General features: G+C 58.1%; 18 protein-coding genes and 1 other annotated feature. All 18 genes read left to right on the forward strand.

Features of this window, described 5'->3' with window-relative positions; translation table 11 throughout:
- Window positions 1-21: 21 nt before the first annotated feature.
- Window positions 22-144 (forward strand) — a sequence feature (Phe leader region).
- The 18 genes from pheM to FOT55_RS09970 all read left to right on the forward strand — a co-directional run bounded on the left by pheM (window position 26) and on the right by FOT55_RS09970 (window position 18,291).
- Window positions 26-70 carry a pheST operon leader peptide PheM gene (gene pheM / locus FOT55_RS25525; RefSeq protein WP_121626058.1) on the forward strand — a complete coding sequence of 15 codons (45 nt, stop codon included), beginning with the start codon at window positions 26-28 and terminating at the stop codon, window positions 68-70. Its footprint overlaps the feature before it by 45 nt.
- 187 nt (window positions 145-331) lie before the next feature.
- Window positions 332-1,315, forward strand: a complete 984-nt coding sequence (gene pheS / locus FOT55_RS09890) for a phenylalanine--tRNA ligase subunit alpha (RefSeq protein ID WP_043143373.1) — start codon at window positions 332-334, stop codon at window positions 1,313-1,315.
- A 14-nt stretch (window positions 1,316-1,329) separates the two neighbouring features.
- Window positions 1,330-3,717, forward strand: coding sequence for a phenylalanine--tRNA ligase subunit beta (gene pheT / locus FOT55_RS09895; protein ID WP_049205172.1), 2,388 nt, complete (start codon window positions 1,330-1,332; stop codon window positions 3,715-3,717).
- A gap of 4 nt (window positions 3,718-3,721) precedes the next feature.
- A complete protein-coding gene (gene ihfA, locus FOT55_RS09900) occupies window positions 3,722-4,018 on the forward strand; it encodes an integration host factor subunit alpha (RefSeq protein WP_004931414.1) in 297 nt (98 codons plus the stop codon).
- Window positions 4,019-4,571: 553 nt separating this feature from the next.
- Entirely contained in the window at window positions 4,572-4,994 is a 423-nt protein-coding gene (locus FOT55_RS09905) for a DUF2502 domain-containing protein (protein WP_060432947.1), read from the forward strand.
- 179 nt (window positions 4,995-5,173) lie between these two features.
- Window positions 5,174-6,181, forward strand: coding sequence for a vitamin B12 ABC transporter permease BtuC (gene btuC / locus FOT55_RS09910; protein WP_060432948.1), 1,008 nt, complete (start codon window positions 5,174-5,176; stop codon window positions 6,179-6,181).
- Window positions 6,182-6,226: 45 nt separating this feature from the next.
- The gene (locus tag FOT55_RS09915) at window positions 6,227-6,778 is read left to right on the forward strand and encodes a glutathione peroxidase (protein ID WP_025302621.1); all 552 of its coding nucleotides are present in this window, start codon (window positions 6,227-6,229) and stop codon (window positions 6,776-6,778) included.
- 5 nt (window positions 6,779-6,783) lie between these two features.
- A complete protein-coding gene (btuD, locus tag FOT55_RS09920) occupies window positions 6,784-7,539 on the forward strand; it encodes a vitamin B12 ABC transporter ATP-binding protein BtuD (RefSeq protein ID WP_049205168.1) in 756 nt (251 codons plus the stop codon).
- A 397-nt stretch (window positions 7,540-7,936) separates the two neighbouring features.
- Window positions 7,937-9,091: a UDP-4-amino-4-deoxy-L-arabinose aminotransferase gene (gene arnB, locus FOT55_RS09925; protein WP_025302623.1), complete on the forward strand. Its 1,155-nt coding sequence runs from the start codon at window positions 7,937-7,939 to the stop codon at window positions 9,089-9,091.
- The gene (arnC, locus tag FOT55_RS09930; RefSeq protein ID WP_025302624.1) at window positions 9,078-10,058 is read left to right on the forward strand and encodes an undecaprenyl-phosphate 4-deoxy-4-formamido-L-arabinose transferase; all 981 of its coding nucleotides are present in this window, start codon (window positions 9,078-9,080) and stop codon (window positions 10,056-10,058) included. Before arnB ends, arnC begins: the two co-directional genes overlap by 14 nt.
- The gene (gene arnA, locus FOT55_RS09935; RefSeq protein ID WP_147823435.1) at window positions 10,058-12,040 is read left to right on the forward strand and encodes a bifunctional UDP-4-amino-4-deoxy-L-arabinose formyltransferase/UDP-glucuronic acid oxidase ArnA; all 1,983 of its coding nucleotides are present in this window, start codon (window positions 10,058-10,060) and stop codon (window positions 12,038-12,040) included. Before arnC ends, arnA begins: the two co-directional genes overlap by 1 nt.
- Entirely contained in the window at window positions 12,037-12,942 is a 906-nt protein-coding gene (gene arnD / locus FOT55_RS09940; RefSeq protein ID WP_025302626.1) for a 4-deoxy-4-formamido-L-arabinose-phosphoundecaprenol deformylase, read from the forward strand. Before arnA ends, arnD begins: the two co-directional genes overlap by 4 nt.
- Window positions 12,939-14,603 carry a lipid IV(A) 4-amino-4-deoxy-L-arabinosyltransferase gene (arnT, locus tag FOT55_RS09945; RefSeq protein ID WP_025302627.1) on the forward strand — a complete coding sequence of 555 codons (1,665 nt, stop codon included), beginning with the start codon at window positions 12,939-12,941 and terminating at the stop codon, window positions 14,601-14,603. The genes arnD and arnT overlap by 4 nt, the downstream gene beginning before the upstream one ends.
- Window positions 14,600-14,944 (forward strand): 4-amino-4-deoxy-L-arabinose-phosphoundecaprenol flippase subunit ArnE, encoded by a 345-nt coding sequence (arnE, locus tag FOT55_RS09950; protein WP_025302628.1) that lies wholly within the window; start codon window positions 14,600-14,602, stop codon window positions 14,942-14,944. Before arnT ends, arnE begins: the two co-directional genes overlap by 4 nt.
- Window positions 14,941-15,333 carry a 4-amino-4-deoxy-L-arabinose-phosphoundecaprenol flippase subunit ArnF gene (gene arnF, locus FOT55_RS09955; RefSeq protein WP_049205166.1) on the forward strand — a complete coding sequence of 131 codons (393 nt, stop codon included), beginning with the start codon at window positions 14,941-14,943 and terminating at the stop codon, window positions 15,331-15,333. Before arnE ends, arnF begins: the two co-directional genes overlap by 4 nt.
- A 176-nt stretch (window positions 15,334-15,509) precedes the next feature.
- Window positions 15,510-15,974 carry an NlpC/P60 family protein gene (locus tag FOT55_RS09960; protein WP_016927954.1) on the forward strand — a complete coding sequence of 155 codons (465 nt, stop codon included), beginning with the start codon at window positions 15,510-15,512 and terminating at the stop codon, window positions 15,972-15,974.
- 59 nt (window positions 15,975-16,033) lie between these two features.
- A complete protein-coding gene (locus FOT55_RS09965) occupies window positions 16,034-17,047 on the forward strand; it encodes a lipoate--protein ligase A (RefSeq protein WP_043143387.1) in 1,014 nt (337 codons plus the stop codon).
- 512 nt (window positions 17,048-17,559) lie between these two features.
- Window positions 17,560-18,291 (forward strand): EAL domain-containing protein, encoded by a 732-nt coding sequence (locus tag FOT55_RS09970; protein WP_147823425.1) that lies wholly within the window; start codon window positions 17,560-17,562, stop codon window positions 18,289-18,291.
- Window positions 18,292-18,496 lie beyond the last annotated feature (205 nt).

The following is an 18,496-nucleotide window of genomic DNA, read 5'->3' on the forward strand; positions in this document are numbered from 1 at the left end:
CAATCATCGACAAGGTACCGCAATCATGCACGCAGCTATTTTTCGTTTCTTTTTTTACTTTAGCGCCTGATTTCAGGAGGCTTTGCGCGTAAGAAAAGAAACGAAAAGTAGCGCCTAAGCCTCCCTCGTGGAGGCTTTTTTGTTTTTGGCCATCGGCTCGCCTTGCAAAGCGTTGCGGTGAGAACGGCGGGTACTCAGCCGGCCCTGTGCCGCGCAGGTGAGCCATCCGGCCGACAACGCATTGAAAAGTCTTTGAAGATTGCTCAAAGGCGTGTTCGAATAATAGATAACAATTACTTAGGGCCATCCCGGCCAGAGGAAGAGGAAAGCAATGCCACATCTCGCAGAGCTGGTTGCCAGTGCCAAGGCAGCCGTAGAAGATGCCCAGGATGTTGCCGCGTTAGATTTGGTACGCGTCGAATATTTTGGCAAGAAAGGTCATTTCACCTTGCAGATGCAGTCTCTGCGCGACGTACCGGCGGAAGACCGCCCGGCGGCCGGCGCGGTGATCAACCAGGCCAAGCAAGAGGTGCAAGACGCCCTGAATGCGCGCAAGAACGCGCTGGAAAGCGCCGCGCTGAACGCGCGCCTGGCGGCTGAAACCATCGACGTCTCTCTGCCGGGCCGTCGCATGGAAAACGGCGGCCTGCACCCGGTGACCCGCACCATCGACCGCATCGAAACCTTCTTCGGCGAGCTGGGCTTCTCCGTCGCTACCGGCCCGGAGATTGAAGACGATTACCATAACTTCGACGCGCTGAATATTCCAGGGCATCACCCGGCGCGCGCCGACCACGATACCTTCTGGTTCGACGCCACGCGCCTGCTGCGCACTCAGACCTCCGGCGTGCAGATCCGCACCATGAAGAACCAGCAGCCGCCGATCCGCATCATTGCGCCGGGCCGCGTTTATCGTAACGACTACGATCAGACTCACACCCCGATGTTCCACCAGATGGAAGGGCTGATCGTCGATAAAGACATCAGCTTCACCAACCTGAAGGGCACGCTGCACGATTTCCTGAATAACTTCTTTGAAGAAGACCTGCAGGTTCGTTTCCGTCCGTCCTACTTCCCGTTCACCGAACCGTCCGCTGAAGTGGACGTGATGGGCAAGAACGGCAAATGGCTGGAAGTGCTGGGCTGCGGCATGGTGCATCCGAACGTGCTGCGCAACGTGGGCATCGATCCGGAAGTTTACTCCGGCTTCGCCTTCGGTATGGGCATGGAGCGCCTGACGATGCTGCGTTACGGCGTCACCGACCTGCGCGCATTCTTCGAAAACGATCTGCGTTTCCTCAAACAGTTTAAGTAAGGCGGGAATATCACATGAAATTCAGTGAACTCTGGTTGCGCGAGTGGGTAAACCCGGCCATCAGCAGCGAAGCATTATCCGATCAAATCACCATGGCCGGTTTGGAAGTGGACGGCGTGGATCCGGTTGCCGGCGCGTTTAACGGCGTTGTGGTGGGCGAAGTGGTCGAGTGCGGCCAACACCCGAACGCCGACAAACTGCGCGTCACCAAGGTTAACGTAGGCGGCGATCGCCTGCTCGACATCGTCTGCGGCGCGCCGAACTGCCGCACCGGCCTGAAAGTGGCGGTCGCCACCGTGGGCGCGGTGCTGCCGGGCGACTTCAAAATCAAGGCCGCCAAGCTGCGCGGCGAGCCTTCGGAAGGCATGCTGTGCTCATTCTCCGAGCTGGGCATTTCCGACGATCATGACGGCATCATTGAGCTGCCGCTGGATGCGCCGATCGGCACCGACATCCGCGACTATCTGAAACTGAACGACAACACCATCGAGATCAGCGTCACGCCGAACCGCGCCGACTGCCTGGGCATCATCGGCGTTGCGCGTGACGTGGGCGTACTGAACCAGGTTGCGCTGACCGAGCCGGATATGAGCCCGGTGGCTGCCACTATCGACGCCACGCTGCCGATCCGCGTTGACGCGCCGCAGGCGTGCCCGCGTTATCTGGGCCGCGTGGTGAAAGGCATCGACGTCAAGGCGCCAAGCCCGCTGTGGATGCGTGAAAAACTGCGTCGTTGCGGTATCCGTTCTATCGATGCCGTCGTCGACGTCACCAACTATGTGCTGTTGGAACTTGGCCAGCCGATGCACGCCTTCGATCTGAGCCGCATCGACGGCGGCATCGTGGTGCGCATGGCGGAAGAAGGGGAAACCTTGACGCTGCTGGACGGTAACGAAGCCAAACTGAACGCCGACACCTTAGTGATCGCCGATCATCAAAAAGCGTTGGCGATGGGCGGCATCTTCGGTGGCGAGCATTCCGGCGTCAACGGGGAAACCCAGGACGTGCTGCTGGAGTGCGCTTTCTTCAGTCCGCTATCGATCACCGGTCGTGCGCGCCGTCACGGCCTGCACACCGATGCTTCTCATCGCTATGAGCGCGGTGTCGATCCGGCGCTGCAGTACAAAGCGATGGAGCGCGCCACGCGCCTGCTGCTCGACATCTGTGGTGGCCAGGCCGGTCCGATTATTGACGTGACCGATGAAAACGAACTGCCGAAGCGCGCCACCATCACGCTGCGCCGCGAGAAGTTGGATCGCCTGATCGGCCACGTGGTGCCGAGCGAGCAGGTCAGCGACATTCTGCGCCGCCTGGGTTGCCAGGTGACCGAGCAGGGCGACAGCTGGCAAGCGATCGCGCCGAGCTGGCGTTTTGATATGGAGATCGAAGAGGATCTGGTGGAAGAAGTGGCGCGTGTTTACGGCTACGACAACATCCCGGATGTGCCGGTGCGTGCCGATCTGGTGATGACCCAGCATCGCGAAGCCGATCTGACGCTCAAGCGCGTGAAGACCATGCTGGTCGATCACGGTTATCAGGAAGCGATCACCTATAGCTTCGTCGATCCGAAAGTGCAGGCGTTGCTGCATCCGAATGAAGAAGCGCTGATCCTGCCGAGCCCGATTTCGGTCGAAATGTCGGCCATGCGCCTGTCGCTGTGGACCGGCCTGCTGTCCGCGGTAGTGTACAACCAGAACCGCCAGCAGACGCGTCTGCGCCTGTTCGAAAGCGGCCTGCGCTTTGTGCCTGATAGTGCGGCAAATCTGGGTATCCGTCAGGACGTCATGCTGGCAGGCGTGATCGCCGGCCATACGCACGATGAACATTGGGATCTGGCGCGCAAGCCCGTCGACTTCTATGATTTAAAAGGGGATCTGGAGTCTGTCCTCGAGCTGACCGGTAAATTATCCGAAATTCAGTTCCGGGCGGAAGCCAATCCGGCCCTGCATCCAGGGCAAAGTGCGGCGATTTATTTGCACGGCGAACGCGTTGGTTTCATCGGTGTGGTTCACCCGGAACTTGAACGTAAACTGGATCTTAACGGCCGCACCGTGGTGTTTGAACTGGAGTGGAACAAGCTTGCGAGCCGCGCCGTGCCTCAGGCGCGGGAGATTTCGCGCTTCCCGGCAAACCGCCGTGATATCGCTGTTGTGGTGGCTGAAAACGTCCCCGCAGAAGATATTTTGGCCGAGTGTAAGAAAGTTGGCGCAAATCAGGTAGTTGGCGTAAACTTGTTTGACGTGTACCGTGGCAAGGGCGTGGCAGAAGGTGACAAGAGCCTGGCTATCAGTCTGGTATTGCAGGATACCGCTCGTACACTGGAAGAAGAGGAGATAGCCGCTACCGTTGCAAAATGCGTAGAGGCTCTAAAACAGCGATTCCAAGCATCCTTGAGGGATTGAACCTATGGCGCTTACTAAAGCTGAAATGTCAGAACACCTGTTTGAGAAGCTTGGGCTTAGCAAACGGGACGCCAAAGACCTGGTGGAACTGTTCTTTGAAGAGGTCCGTCGGGCCCTTGAGAATGGCGAACAGGTAAAACTGTCGGGTTTTGGCAACTTTGATCTGCGTGACAAGAACCAACGTCCGGGGCGTAACCCGAAGACCGGCGAAGACATTCCGATTACGGCGCGCCGCGTGGTGACCTTCCGTCCGGGGCAGAAGCTGAAAAGCCGGGTAGAAAACGCCAGCCCGAAAGGGTGAGTGACGTGACATCAAAAAAGGCCGCTTGCGCGGCCTTTTTCTTTTCTGGGACAAAATTCAGTTTATTCCTAATTCTCAAGGCGACTATTAAATTTGTTCGTTAAGTCGGTATGGAGGAATTAATTTAACCTCAGTTGCGGAATATTCTTATATCTTATTATTGTTGATGAGTGAATCTATTTTCTCTCCTCAGTAACGGCCGTAATAATGGCCAGGGCCATCGCCGCGGTGGCCGCCGCCCCAGTGAGGGCCCCAGCAGCAGGCGCTGAGGCTTGAGGCCAAGGCTACAACGGCTAACAACCTACCTATACGTTTAATCATTTTATTATCCTCCGATGGGAATCCGGTTAATTATAATTTTCGCGTCGCTTAAGCGATGTCAGCAATTCGTTAAGCCTTGTCAGTGGCTATGATAATTAAAGGCGGCGGCAAACAGTGTAGGGATTGTGTAAGGCCGTCGAAAACGATCTGAAAATAGGTATCGATGAGATAGTCGTTAAATAAATGCGCTGATATAACCACTGCAGCAAGAAAAATAGAGTGAGAAGGTAAAATGAAAAAAATCCTGTTGCTGGTGTGTATCCCGCTGTCGCTGTCGCTGCCGCTGGCGGCGCAGGCCGATGTGTCCGTCGATATCAACGTGCCGGGCGTTTCTCTGCACCTGGGGGATCAGGACCGCCGCGGCTACTACTGGGATGGCTACGACTGGCGCCCACCGCAGTGGTGGCATGCGCACCAGGGCCGAGGTCTGGGGGAGCGCAATGCGCGCGGTCTGTACTGGGACGGCGGACGCTGGCAACCTTCGCCGCCGCGTGGCTATGAACATCGCCAGCCGGCACGCAGCGGCAATCCGTTCCACGGCGATCGCGATAATCGCGACCACGACCGCCGTCATGACGATCGTGGTGACCATGACCGCCGTGATGACGCCCGCGGTCAGCCTTATCCACCGGGCAACGCCGGCCCGCATCGTTAATCCCTGAGTTTATCGGCGGCTGGTTTTGCCATCATCGTTGCGATGACGGGCAGGACCAGCCGCTGCTTTCCTGCGCCATCGCCTACGCAAGGCTTCCCCTTGCGGCGTTAACCCCCTAATATTCGACTCAGACGTCAATTATCCGGCCACGACAGCGGCCGGCAGGGAATCGCCGCGCCATGCCAACCAGCCGTACCTTCACCTTACTGTTGCAACATCAACGTTACTGCGATAAACGCCAGGTCAGTCTGTTGGCGCTGGGCGTGGCGGTGGCTTTACTGTTCAGCCTTTGCGCCGGCGACCAATGGATATGGCCGTCAGAATGGTTCAGCGAACGGGCGCAACTGTTCGTTTGGCAACTGCGCTTGCCGCGCGCGCTGGCGGTGATGCTGGTCGGCGCTGCCCTGGCGGTGGCGGGCGCGGTGATGCAGGCGCTGTTTGAAAACCCGCTGGCGGAGCCCGGTCTGCTGGGCGTCGCTAACGGCGCCGGTGTCGCGCTGGTGCTGACGGTGTTGTTGGGGCACGGTTTGTTGCCGGTGGCGCTGTTGAGCGCCGCCGCGATAGTCGGTGCGCTGGCGATGACTTTCTTGCTGTTGGGCTTTGCTCGCCGGCGACGCTTGACCAATGCGCGGTTGTTGCTGGTCGGCGTGGCGCTGGGCATCGTGTGTAGCGCGCTGATGACCTGGGCAGTTTATTTCAGTACCAGTCTCGATCTGCGGCAGCTGATGTACTGGATGATGGGCGGCTTCGGTGGCGTAGACTGGCGCCAAAAGTGGCTGGTGCTGGCGCTGCTGCCGGTGTTGCTGTGGCTGTGTGGCCAGGGGCGGGTGCTCAATCTGATGGCGCTGGGCGAGGTGCAGGCGCGACAGCTCGGGCTGTCGCTGCATCTGTGGCGCAATCTGCTGGTGCTGGCGATCGGCTGGCTGGTCGGTGTCAGCGTGGCGCTGGCCGGGGTGATCGGCTTCGTCGGCCTGGTGATCCCGCATATTTTGCGGCTTACGGGCCTGACTGACCAGCGCTATCTGTTGCCGGCCTGCGCGCTGGCGGGGGCCGGCGTGTTGCTGGTGGCCGATGTGGTGGCCCGCGTTGCGCTGCTGGCGGCCGAGCTGCCGATCGGCGTGGTGACCGCCACGCTGGGGGCGCCGCTATTTATCTGGTTACTGACCCGGACAAAGGGCGTAAGGTAGTTTTCTTTATTCACCTGCCATTAAAAAACCAAAGGATGACAACCGATGAGTAAGCCAATCTACAATCTGCCGTTACAGACTATCGAGAATCAGGCCACCACGCTGGGGAGCTATCAGGACAAGGTGCTGCTGGTGGTCAACGTAGCCTCGGAGTGCGGCCTGACCAAGCAGTACGAAGGGCTGGAAGCGCTGTACGAAACCTATCGCGATCGGGGGCTGGAAGTTCTGGGGTTCCCGTCCAATGAATTTCTGGGTCAGGAGCCGGGCAGCAACGAAGAGATCCTGGCGTTTTGCCGCGGAACCTTCGGCGTGCAATTCCCGATGTTCGCCAAGATTGAGGTGAACGGCGAAGGCCGTCATCCGCTGTATCAGGCGTTGATTGCCGCCCAGCCGGAAGCTGTCGCCCCGGAAGGCAGCGAGTTCCTGGCGCGGATGACCAGCAAAGGGCGTGCGCCGAAGCACACCGGCGATATTCTGTGGAACTTCGAGAAATTCCTTATCGCACGCGACGGCACGGTGATCCAGCGCTTCTCGCCTGACACCACGCCAGAGGATCCGGCGCTGGTGGCGGCGGTGAAACAAGCGCTGGCGGGATAATACGGATGCTGCAACTCGTTGAGGTTGGGGTGGCGGGGCGCCTGGCGCCTTTTACGGCACAGATTGACGGCGGGTTGCAGGTTCACCTGATCGGCCCAAATGGCGCAGGGAAGAGCACCTTGCTGGCCCGGGCGGCGGGCATGCTGCCGGGGCAGGGCGAAGTCTGCCTGGACGGACGCGCGCTGTCCGGTTATTCGGGCGACGAGCTGGCGCACCGACGCGGTTATCTCAGCCAGCAACAGCCGCCGGTGTCGCTCATGCCGGTGTTTCAGTATTTGGCGTTGCACCGGCCTGCCGGCGCGGCGCAAACCGAGGTGGAGCAAGCCATCCTCTATCTGTGCCAGCGGTTGAAGCTGGTGGATAAACTGTCACGCATGCTGGCGCAGCTTTCCGGCGGAGAATGGCAACGGGTGCGACTGGCGGCGGTATTGCTGCAGGTGTGGCCCAGCGTCAACCCGCATAGCCGATTGTTGTTGCTGGATGAACCGACCAATAGCCTGGATGTGGCGCAAAAGGTTGCGCTGGATCGCCTGCTGCGCGAATTCTGCCAAAGTGGGCGCAGCGCGCTAGTGTGTGCGCACGATCTGAATCATACCCTGCAGCAGGCCGATCGGGTTTGGTTGTTGCACGCTGGGCAGTTGGTCGCGCAGGGCATCACCCGTGAGGTGATGGTGCCCGCACTGTTGTCGCAGATCTATGAAGTGGATTTCCACCTGCAATGGGTGGGGAACCAGCGTTGGATCATGACCCGCACGGCTTAATTCGCCCCGGCGGCATAAATGTAAACGAAAACTAAACGTAGTGAATATAAATATCCGGGTAATCATCGGCTATTATTGTGCTGCCTCTCATTTTCTCGTGGATTTTCTTGAAAAACGTCGATGACGTGCTACGCTTGATTCGGCAAAAATAAAATAAGTAAATAATTATTAATAAATATAAGAAATTGATTTTAATAATAAATTTAAATTAATGATGACGGCACCTTCCTATCAGTTCTCCCACTGATGACGAGTCTCGTCTTAAGGTTTAGTTAAGCTTGCGGCCTTACATTGTCAGTTAATCCACGGAAACGATTCTTCTCTGGCGTTTAATATTCGTTAAACGAAAGGGATTTACAGTGTCATCAAAAGCAGCTCGATACGTTTGGGGTTAACTATGGATCAATTTTTGCCTTTCTCTCGTCCGGCCATCGGCGATGAAGAAATCGCCGCGGTAGAGAAAGTGTTGCGCTCCGGTTGGATCACCACCGGGCCGCAAAACCAGCAACTGGAAAGCGACTTCTGTTCCACCTTCGGCTGTAAGCACGCCATCGCGGTCAGTTCCGCCACGGCGGGCATGCACATCACGTTAATGGCGCTTGGCGTCGGCCCTGGCGACGAAGTCATCACCCCTTCGCAAACCTGGGTCTCCACCCTCAACATGATCGAGCTGCTGGGCGCCACGCCGGTGATGATCGATGTTGACCGCGATACGTTGATGGTCAGCGCCGCCGACGTCGAGGCTGCCATCACCCCGAATACCAAAGCGATTGTTCCGGTGCATTACGCCGGTGCCCCCCTGCAGATGGATGCGCTGCGCGCCGTGGCCGAACGCCATGGTCTGCCGCTGATCGAAGACGCCGCCCACGCGGTCGGCACGCGCTACAACGGCGAATGGGTCGGCGCGCGCGGCACGGCGATTTTCTCTTTCCATGCGATCAAAAACGTGACCTGCGCCGAAGGCGGCCTGATCGCCACCGACGACGATGCGCTGGCGGATCGCCTGCGTTGCCTGAAGTTCCACGGTCTGGCCGTCGATGCCTTCGATCGCCAGCAGCTTGGCCGCAAACCGCAGGCCGAAGTGGTGGAACCGGGGTACAAATACAATCTGTCCGACATTCACGCGGCGATCGCCGTGGTGCAACTTTCGCGCTTCGCCGAGCTGAACGCGCGTCGCAAGGCGCTGGCGCAGCGCTACCTGAGCGCGCTGGAAGGCTCGCCGTTCCAACCGTTGGGCGTGCCGGATTATCCGCATGACCACGCCTGGCACCTGTTTATGGTGCGCGTCGATCCCGAGCGCTGCGGCCTCGATCGCGACCAACTGATGGAGCGCCTGAAAGAGGTTGGCATCGGCACCGGGCTGCATTTCCGTGCCGCGCACACCCAGAAATTCTACCGTGAGCGCTATCCGCAGCTTTCTTTGCCGAATACCGAGTGGAACTCGGCGCGGCTGTGCACCTTACCGCTATTCCCTGATATGACCGACGCCGACGTGGATCGCGTGGTCAATGCCTTGTCTTCTGTTGTGGAGTCTTTACGTGTCTCGCGTTGAACCGATTAAAAAAGTGTCGATAGTCATCCCGGTATACAACGAGCAGGAAAGCTTGCCGGCGTTGCTGGAACGCACTACTGCCGCCTGTAAGCAGTTATCTCAACCCTATGAAATCATCCTCGTCGACGATGGCAGCAGCGACAATTCCGCCGACATGCTGACTGCGGCGGCGGAAAAGCCGGACAGCAACGTGGTCGCTGTCTTACTGAACCGCAACTATGGCCAGCACTCGGCCATTATGGCCGGTTTCAATCAGGTGACCGGCGATTTGGTGATTACGCTGGACGCCGATCTGCAGAACCCGCCGGAGGAGATCCCTCGTCTGGTCAGCGTGGCGGAAGAGGGCTATGACGTGGTGGGCACCGTGCGCGCCAACCGTCAAGACTCCTGGTTCCGCAAAAGCGCCTCGCGCGTGATCAATATGATGATTCAACGCGCCACCGGCAAGTCGATGGGGGACTATGGCTGCATGCTGCGTGCCTACCGTCGTCATATCGTTGAGGCGATGCTGCACTGCCATGAGCGCAGTACCTTTATCCCGATTCTGGCGAACACCTTCGCCCGTCGCACGACCGAGATCGACGTGCGTCACGCCGAACGTGAGTTTGGCGACTCCAAGTACAGCCTGATGAAGCTGATCAACCTGATGTACGACCTGATCACCTGCCTGACCACTACGCCGCTGCGTTTGCTCAGCGTGGTCGGCAGCATCGTGGCGCTGTCCGGGTTTGTATTGGCACTGGTGCTGATTGCGCTGCGTCTGCTGCTCGGCCCTGAATGGGCCGCCGGCGGCGTGTTCACCCTCTTCGCCGTGCTGTTCACCTTTATCGGCGCCCAGTTTGTTGGCATGGGGCTACTGGGTGAATACATCGGCCGCATCTATACCGACGTGCGTGCGCGTCCTCGCTATTTTGTTCAGAAAGTGGTCGGTGCACAGCAGGACCACAATACTCAGGAAGAAGAATGATGAAAGCTATTGTATTTGCTTACCACGATATTGGCTGCGCAGGTCTGAAAGCGCTGACTGAGGCGGGTTATGACGTGCAGGCCGTATTCACGCACACCGACGACCCTGGTGAGAACAATTTCTTCTCCTCCGTGGCCCGTTTGGGCGCCGAATTGGATCTGCCGGTCTATGCGCCGGAAGACGTAAATCACCCGCTATGGGTTGACCGCATCCGCGCACTGCAGCCGGACGTGATCTTCTCGTTCTACTACCGCCACATGCTGAGCGACGAGATCTTGTCGCTGGCGCCGCAGGGCGGTTTCAACCTGCACGGTTCGTTGCTGCCGCACTACCGTGGCCGCGCCCCGGTGAACTGGGCGCTGGTGAATGGCGAAACCGAAACCGGCGCCACGCTGCACAAGATGGTGAAACGCCCGGATGCCGGCGACATCGTCGGTCAGCAGAAAGTGACCATCGCAGACAACGACACCGCGCTGACGCTGCACAAAAAAGTGCTGGAAGCCGCGCAGGTCGTGTTGCAAGAGCAGCTGCCGAAGCTGAAGAACGGCACCGCCACCTTCACCAAGCAGGATGAGTCTCAGGCCAGCTACTTCGGCCGCCGCACCGCAGCGGACGGCGAGATCCTGTGGCACAAGTCCGCCAAAGAGATCAACAACCTGGTACGCGCCGTCACCGAACCGTACCCGGGCGCATTCAGCTACCTCGGCCAGCGCAAGCTGATCGTCTGGCGCTCCCGCGTGCTGGATACCCAACATGATAAACAACCGGGCACCGTGCTGAGCACCTCGCCGCTGGTCATCGCCTGTGGCGAAGGCGCGCTGGAGATCGTCGCCGGCCAGAACGACAGCGGTCTGTACGTGCAGGGCAGCCGCCTGGCGCAAGAAATGGGCATCGTCACCGACGTGCGCCTGGCCGCCAAGCCGAATGCCGTAATGAAACGCCGCACTCGCGTGCTGATCCTCGGAGTTAACGGCTTCATCGGTAACCACCTGACCGAACGCCTGCTGCGTGACGATCGCTACGACATCTACGGCCTGGATATCGGCTCTGACGCCATCAGCCGCTTCCTCGACAACCCGCGTTTCCACTTCGTGGAAGGCGACATCAGCATCCACTCCGAGTGGATCGAGTATCACATCAAGAAATGCGACGTGGTGCTGCCGCTGGTGGCGATCGCGACGCCGATCGAATACACCCGTAACCCGCTGCGCGTGTTCGAGCTTGACTTCGAAGAGAACCTGAAGATCGTTCGCGACTGCGTGAAATACAACAAGCGCATCATCTTCCCGTCCACCTCAGAAGTGTACGGCATGTGCGACGACAAAGAGTTCGACGAAGACCATTCGCGTCTGATCGTCGGGCCAATCAACAAACAGCGCTGGATCTACTCGGTCTCCAAACAGCTGCTGGATCGGGTGATCTGGGCTTACGGCGCCAAAGAAGGCCTGAAGTTCACGCTGTTCCGTCCGTTCAACTGGATGGGGCCGCGTCTGGATAACCTGGACGCCGCGCGCATCGGGTCTTCCCGCGCCATCACCCAGCTGATCCTCAACCTGGTGGAAGGTTCGCCGATCAAACTGATGGACGGCGGCGCACAGAAACGTTGCTTCACCGACATCAACGACGGCATCGAAGCGCTGTTCCGCATCATTGAGAACCGCGATGGCCTGTGCGACGGCCAGATCGTCAACATCGGCAACCCGACCAACGAAGCGAGCATCCGCGAGCTGGCGGAAATGCTGCTGGAAAGCTTCAACAACCACCCGCTGCGCGACCGCTTCCCGCCGTTTGCCGGCTTCAAGGACGTGGAGAGCAGCAGCTACTACGGTAAAGGTTACCAGGACGTCGAGCACCGCACGCCGAGCATCAAGAACGCTCACCGCCTGCTGGGCTGGCAGCCAACCATCGAGATGAAGCAAACCGTCACCGATACGCTGGACTACTTCTTGCGCACTACCGTTCAGGAAGGGAACGGTGCATGAAGAAAGTCGGTCTGCGGGTTGATGTAGATACCTTCAGCGGCACCCGTGAAGGGGTGCCGCAGTTGCTGGACCTGTTCGACAAGTACGACATTCAGGCCAGCTTCTTCTTCAGCGTGGGACCGGACAACATGGGGCGCCATCTTTGGCGCCTTTTGCGTCCGAAATTTCTGTGGAAAATGCTGCGTTCGAACGCCGCCTCGCTGTATGGGCTGGATATTCTGCTGGCCGGTACCGCCTGGCCGGGGCGCAACATTTCACGCGCGCTGGGGCCGCTGATGAAGCGCACCGCCGAAGCCGGCCATGAAGTCGGGCTGCACGCCTGGGATCACCAAGGGTGGCAGGCCAAGGTTGGCAAGTGGAGCGAAGCGCAGCTGACCGAACAGGTGCAGCGGGGCGTCGACGCCCTGAGCGCCTGCACCGGCCAGCCGGTGAAATGCTCCGCCGTGGCGGGCTGGCGTGCCGATACGCGCGTGCTGGAGGTCAAGCAGCGCTTCGGCTTTCATTACAACAGCGATTGCCGCGGCACCCATCCGTTCCGTCCGGTGCTGAGCGACGGGCGCCACGGCACGGTGCAGATCCCGGTGACGTTGCCGACCTTCGACGAAGTGATCGGCAGCGAAGTCAGCATGGCCGACTTCAACGACTACATTCTGCGCGCCATCGAGAACGATCGCGGCGTGCCGGTGTACACCATTCACACCGAAGTGGAAGGCATGTCGCAAGCGGCGATGTTCGAACAGTTATTGCAACGCGCACGGCAGCAGGGCATCGAATTCTGTCCGCTTAGCGCGCTGTTACCACAAGATTTGGCGTCACTGCCGTTGGGCCGCATCAAGCGTGCTCCTTTCCCCGGCCGCGAAGGTTGGCTGGGCTGTCAAACCGATGTGAAGGACGTTACATGAAGGCGCTAAAAGGATCCTGGGCCATTCTGCTGGCCGTTTTTTTTGCTCTGGTTTACCTGATCCCGCTTAACGGCCGCCTGCTGTGGCAGCCGGATGAGACGCGTTATGCCGAGATCAGTCGTGAAATGCTGCAGCGCGGCGATTGGGTGGTGCCGCACCTGCTGGGGCTGCGTTATTTCGAAAAGCCGGTAGCGGGTTACTGGTTCAATAACATCAGCCAGTGGCTGTTTGGCGAAAACAACTTTGCGGTGCGTTTCGGCTCGGTGTTCAGCACCGGCATGACCGCGCTGCTGGTGTTCGCGCTGGCGATGCTGATGTGGCGCAATGCGCGCCGCGCCAGCCTGGCGGCGCTGATGTTCCTGTCGATGGTGCTGGTGTTCAGCATCGGCACCTACAGCGTGCTGGATCCGATGATCTCGCTGTGGCTGGCGGCGGCGATGGTCAGTTATTACCTGACGCTGAAGGCCTCCTCGGTCAAGGGAAAACTGGGCGCTTACGCACTGCTGGGCTTGGCCTGCGGCATGGGCTTTATGACCAAGGGCTTCCTGGCACTGGCGGTGCCGGTGATCGCGGTGATCCCGATCGTTATCCAGCAACGCCGCATCAAGGATCTGCTGTGCTATGGCCCGGTGGCGATCGTGACCGCGACGCTGCTCAGCCTGCCGTGGGCGCTGGCGATCGCGCAACGCGAACCCGACTTCTGGAATTATTTCTTCTGGGTCGAGCATATTCAGCGTTTCGCCGAAGATAATGCTCAACACAAGGCGCCGTTCTGGTATTACCTGCCGGTTCTGCTGGCGGCGGTGCTGCCTTGGCTGGCGCTGCTGCCCGGCGCGCTGCTCAAAGGTTGGCGCGAGCGCGTGCAGCGCCCGGAGCTGTTCTTCCTGCTGAGTTGGGCGATGATGCCGTTGATCTTCTTCAGCATCGCCAAAGGCAAGCTGCCGACCTACATTCTGCCGTGCATGGCGCCGCTGGCGCTGCTGATGACCGCCTATGCGGAAGACTATGCCGCCACGCTGCGCGCCAAGCTGTTCAAGGCCAATGCCTGGTTGAACGGCCTGTTCGGGCTGATTGGCATCGTGGCGCTGGTGGTGTTGAGCTCCGGTCTGCTGCCGAAAGCGCATCTGTTTACTCCCCAAGAGTGGCCGAAAGTGGTGCTCGGCCTGATCGCCTTCGGTGGTTGGCTGCTGTTCGCATTGGTTTCCGCACGCGATAACGGCCGCCAATGGCGCTGGGCGGCGGCTTGCCCGGTGCTGCTGTGCCTGGTGATCGGTTACGCCATTCCGCAACAGGTGACCGATTCCAAACTGCCGCAAAACTTCGCCCGCGCCACGATGGCCGAGCTGGGCGACAGTCGTTACGTGCTAAGCGACAGCGTTGGGCTGGCGGCCGGCCTGGCCTGGGAGCTGAAGCGCAGCGACGTGCTGATGTACAGCCAGAAAGGCGAGGTGGCCTATGGTCTGGAGTATCCGGACGCCAAAGGTCACCTGATCAGCGATGCCGATTTCCCGCAGTGGCTGGCGCAGGCGCGTAAGCAGGGGAACGTATCGTTGGTGCTGCAACTGTCACGTGGCGAAGCGCTGCCGCAGGAGCTGCCTGCCGCAGACAAGGTGGATCGCATGAACCGCCTGGTGCTGATGTGGTATAAACAGCAACCATGATCGGTTTTCTGTTGGTGATAGTGGTCAGTCTGCTCACCTGTGGTGGGCAGCTGTGCCAGAAACAGGCGGCGCACTGTTGGGAACGGGCGGGCGAGGCGCGGCTGAAACAGACGCTGCGCTGGCTGGCGCTGGCGGTGCTGCTGCTGGGGCTGGGCATGGCGGTGTGGCTCAATGTGCTGCAACGTCTGCCGCTCAGCCTGGCTTACCCGATGCTCAGCCTTAACTTCGTGATGGTGACGCTGGCGGCGCGCTGGCTGTTTCATGAGCCGACGACCGCTCGCCACTGGTGCGGCGTGGCGTCGATTATGCTGGGGATCCTGCTGATGAGCGTGCATTCATGAAGGGCTATGCCTGGGGCGCCGCCAGCGTACTGCTGGTGACGCTGGCGCAGTTGCTGATGAAGTGGGGCATGGTGCAGATCCCGCTGATGTCGTTCGCCGATGTCTCGTTGGCGTTGATCGGCAATTACTGGCTACCGCTGCTGGCGGTGGGCGGCGGCATCTTCGGCTATGCGCTGTCGATGCTGTGTTGGTTTTTCGCGCTGCGCCATCTGCCGTTAAATCGTGCTTATCCTCTGTTGAGCGTTAGCTACGCGCTGGTCTACCTGGCGGCGGTGATCCTGCCGTGGTTTAACGAGTCCGCTACGCTGCTGAAAACGTTGGGCACGCTGTTTATTCTGTTCGGCGTCGGGCTGATTAACAGCAAATCCGAGACAAAATCGCCGGAATAGGGGCTAAACCGGCGATCCTGCTATTATCTCCCTCATGGCGCTTGCCTTTTTCCCCGTGCGGGAGATAAATTAACGCCCAATAGCGCTCTCCTTACGTGGTGCCGGCTTTGCCTCGCAGGCGGTGTGGTGGTGTACCGGATGGCATAATGCGGCAACGTGTTCAATGAAGGGATATTATGCGGATGCGTGTGTGGTTTTTATTAGCCAGTTTGATCCTCGCCGGTTGCAGCAGCCATGCGCCGCCGCCCAGCGGCCGCCTGGCGGATTCTATCGTGGTGGTGGCCCAACTCAATGAACAACTGCGCCAGTGGTACGGTACGCCATACCGTTACGGCGGCCTGGATCGCGGCGGCGTAGATTGCTCCGGCTTTGTTTACCGCACGTTCCGCGATCGCTTCGACATGCAACTGCCGCGTTCGACCGAAGAACAGACCTCACTGGGTACCAAGGTCTCACGCGATGAGTTGATGCCGGGCGATCTGGTGTTTTTCAAAACCGGCGGCGGTGAGAACGGCCTGCATGTCGGCATTTACGATACCAATGACCAGTTTATCCACGCTTCGACCAGCCGCGGGGTGATCCGCTCCTCGCTCGATAACGTCTATTGGAAGCGGGTGTATTGGCAGGCGCGACGCATTTAACCTTAACCCGTTGATTTGGTGTATCATGGCGGCATCTCGTGTTTTGAACGGTGCCTGCCATGAACAGCCTGCGTTTACTGATCTCCGACTCCTACGATCCCTGGTTCAACCTGGCAGTGGAAGAGTGCATCTTCCGCGAAATGACCACGCAAAAAATTCTCTTCCTGTGGCGCAATGCCGAAACGGTGGTGATTGGTCAGTCGCAGAACCCCTGGAAAGAGTGCAATACCCGGCGCATGGAGCAGGATGGCATTCGGCTGGCGCGGCGCAGCAGCGGCGGCGGGGCGGTATTTCACGACCTGGGCAATACCTGCTTCACCTTTATGGCCGGCAAGCCGGGCTACGACAAGAGCGTCTCGACCGACATCATTCTGCAAGCGCTGCGGGAGCTGGGCGTGGCGGCCAGCGCATCGGGGCGTAACGATCTGGTGATGGAAACCGCCGACGGGCCGCGCAAAATATCCGGCTCGGCCTATCGAGAAACGCAGGATCGCGGTTTCCATCACGGTACGCTGCTGCTGAATGCCGATCTGGAACGGTTGGCGGACTATCTCAATCCGGATCCCAAAAAGCTGCAGGCCAAGGGAATTACCTCGGTGCGTTCGCGCGTCGCCAATCTGGCGGAGTTTTTGCCGGGCATCAGCCATGCGCAGGTATGCGACGCCATCGTACAGGCCTTCTTCGCCCACTATGGCGAGACGGTCGAGCCGGAGATTATTTCGCCGGACGTGTTCCCCGATCTGCCCGATTTTGCCGCGCAGTTCGCCAAACAGAGCAGTTGGGAATGGAATTTTGGCAAGGCGCCGGCGTTCAGCCACTTGCTTAACGAGCGTTTCGTCTGGGGCGGCGTAGACTTGTTCTTCGATGTGGAGAAAGGGGCGATTGTTCGCGCGCAGGTGTTCACCGATAGCCTGAATCCCGCTCCGCTGCAGCGGTTGGCGGACATGCTGGTGGGCTGCGCGTACCGCAGTGAGCCCGTCGCCGCCTGCTGTGACCGACTGATGGCGGAGTATCCTCAACAGGCGGCCGAATTAGCCGAGTTGCGGCAATGGCTGAGCGAAACGATCCGTTAGCCGGAGTGGGAATGGTGAAGGGGATGAGCGTGCTCATCCCTTTTTTTATCGCTGAAATCGGCGTTTAGCAGGGGCGTAGCGCAGATTTTCTGAAAATCAAGATGGGCACTTTTTTACATTTTCAATGCCGAGAATAACGGGCGGAATTGATGCGTTATTAAATTTAATCAGTCGTCGTTAACGGTGGGAAAAATCCGCGTTAAGGAGGAAAGATTATTTTACTTTATTTAAGATTTTTCTTAAATAAAACAAGGGAGATAAGTCAAATTTAGCCGCCAATCCATTCAACTTAAGCCAAATACCTTTTCACATAACGCGTTTGGCGGTCGCTATGGCATAAGTCAGGCTGCTTTTCTTTGCGCCTTTCACGATTGTCGTATAGCTTTAATCTATCAATTAAATGATATTTCATGGGTATTTACATTGATATTTCCGATTAATCCCAGAGGGATTGATCGATAAAATATATTGATATACGATGATACGCTAGCCATTCATCCTGTGGCATTAAAATGAACATCCAACTCGAAGCTGACTTTATTAGTAGCTATGTTTTGCAACCTGTTTACTCAATGGAGGGCGGGCTGTTGGCGGTTGAAATGTTGAGCCGTTTCAACAGTCTCGACGGTGATTTAGCCATGCCGGCCGAAATTGGGATTAATTTATTGACGTCTGAACAAAGGATTGAGTTATTTAATGAGCAATTGAAACTTGCGGAGCAGCATGCGGCTTGGTTTACCGGTAACAACGTGCAGTTGACCATCAATATCGAAGAAACCATCGTCGAACTTATTCTTTCTGATTCGGCGTTATGTCAACGGATCGGGCAATATCCTTTTATTGCATTTGAAATCAGTGAGAGTTTTCCGAATCTTTCGGCCGGGAAGAACAACCCGAGCGTGCGGCGATTAAGCGAAATGTTTACGCTGTGGCTCGATGATTTCGGTTCCGGTAAAGCCACGTTGACCGCGCTGTACGATGGTTTGTTTGACTATGTAAAGATAGACAAGCGTTTTTACTGGCAGCTGTTTACCCATCAGGGATATGACGTGGTCATCGACTCGTTGTTAAAGAATATCAACCTGTTATGTAAAGGCGTAATCGTCGGAGGAATAGAGAAAAAAGAGTACTTTAATAAACTCAGATACGCCGGTGTTTTAGGCCTGCAAGGTTTTTTATGGCCCAGCGTTGGTGTGGATAATCTGCAAGCTTTGCTGGCGAGGCCCAGCGAGTTCAATAATTAAGAAGTGATATAAAAAACTACACACAATGAGGTAAATAATGCACGGGGTGAGGTTACTGTGATCCCGTCGCCGTTATTCGCCATCGCTTTATGCTGATAACTGCGTTTGTCAGCCGACGTTAAAGCGCGTTTCCTCAGCTGAGGGGCAACGCCAAACTCCCCGCATCCGCCCTGGTGACAGGCGGATGCGTTCTCCCTGCATTCCT

Source organism: Serratia bockelmannii, assembly GCF_008011855.1.
GTDB lineage: Bacteria > Pseudomonadota > Gammaproteobacteria > Enterobacterales > Enterobacteriaceae > Serratia > Serratia bockelmannii.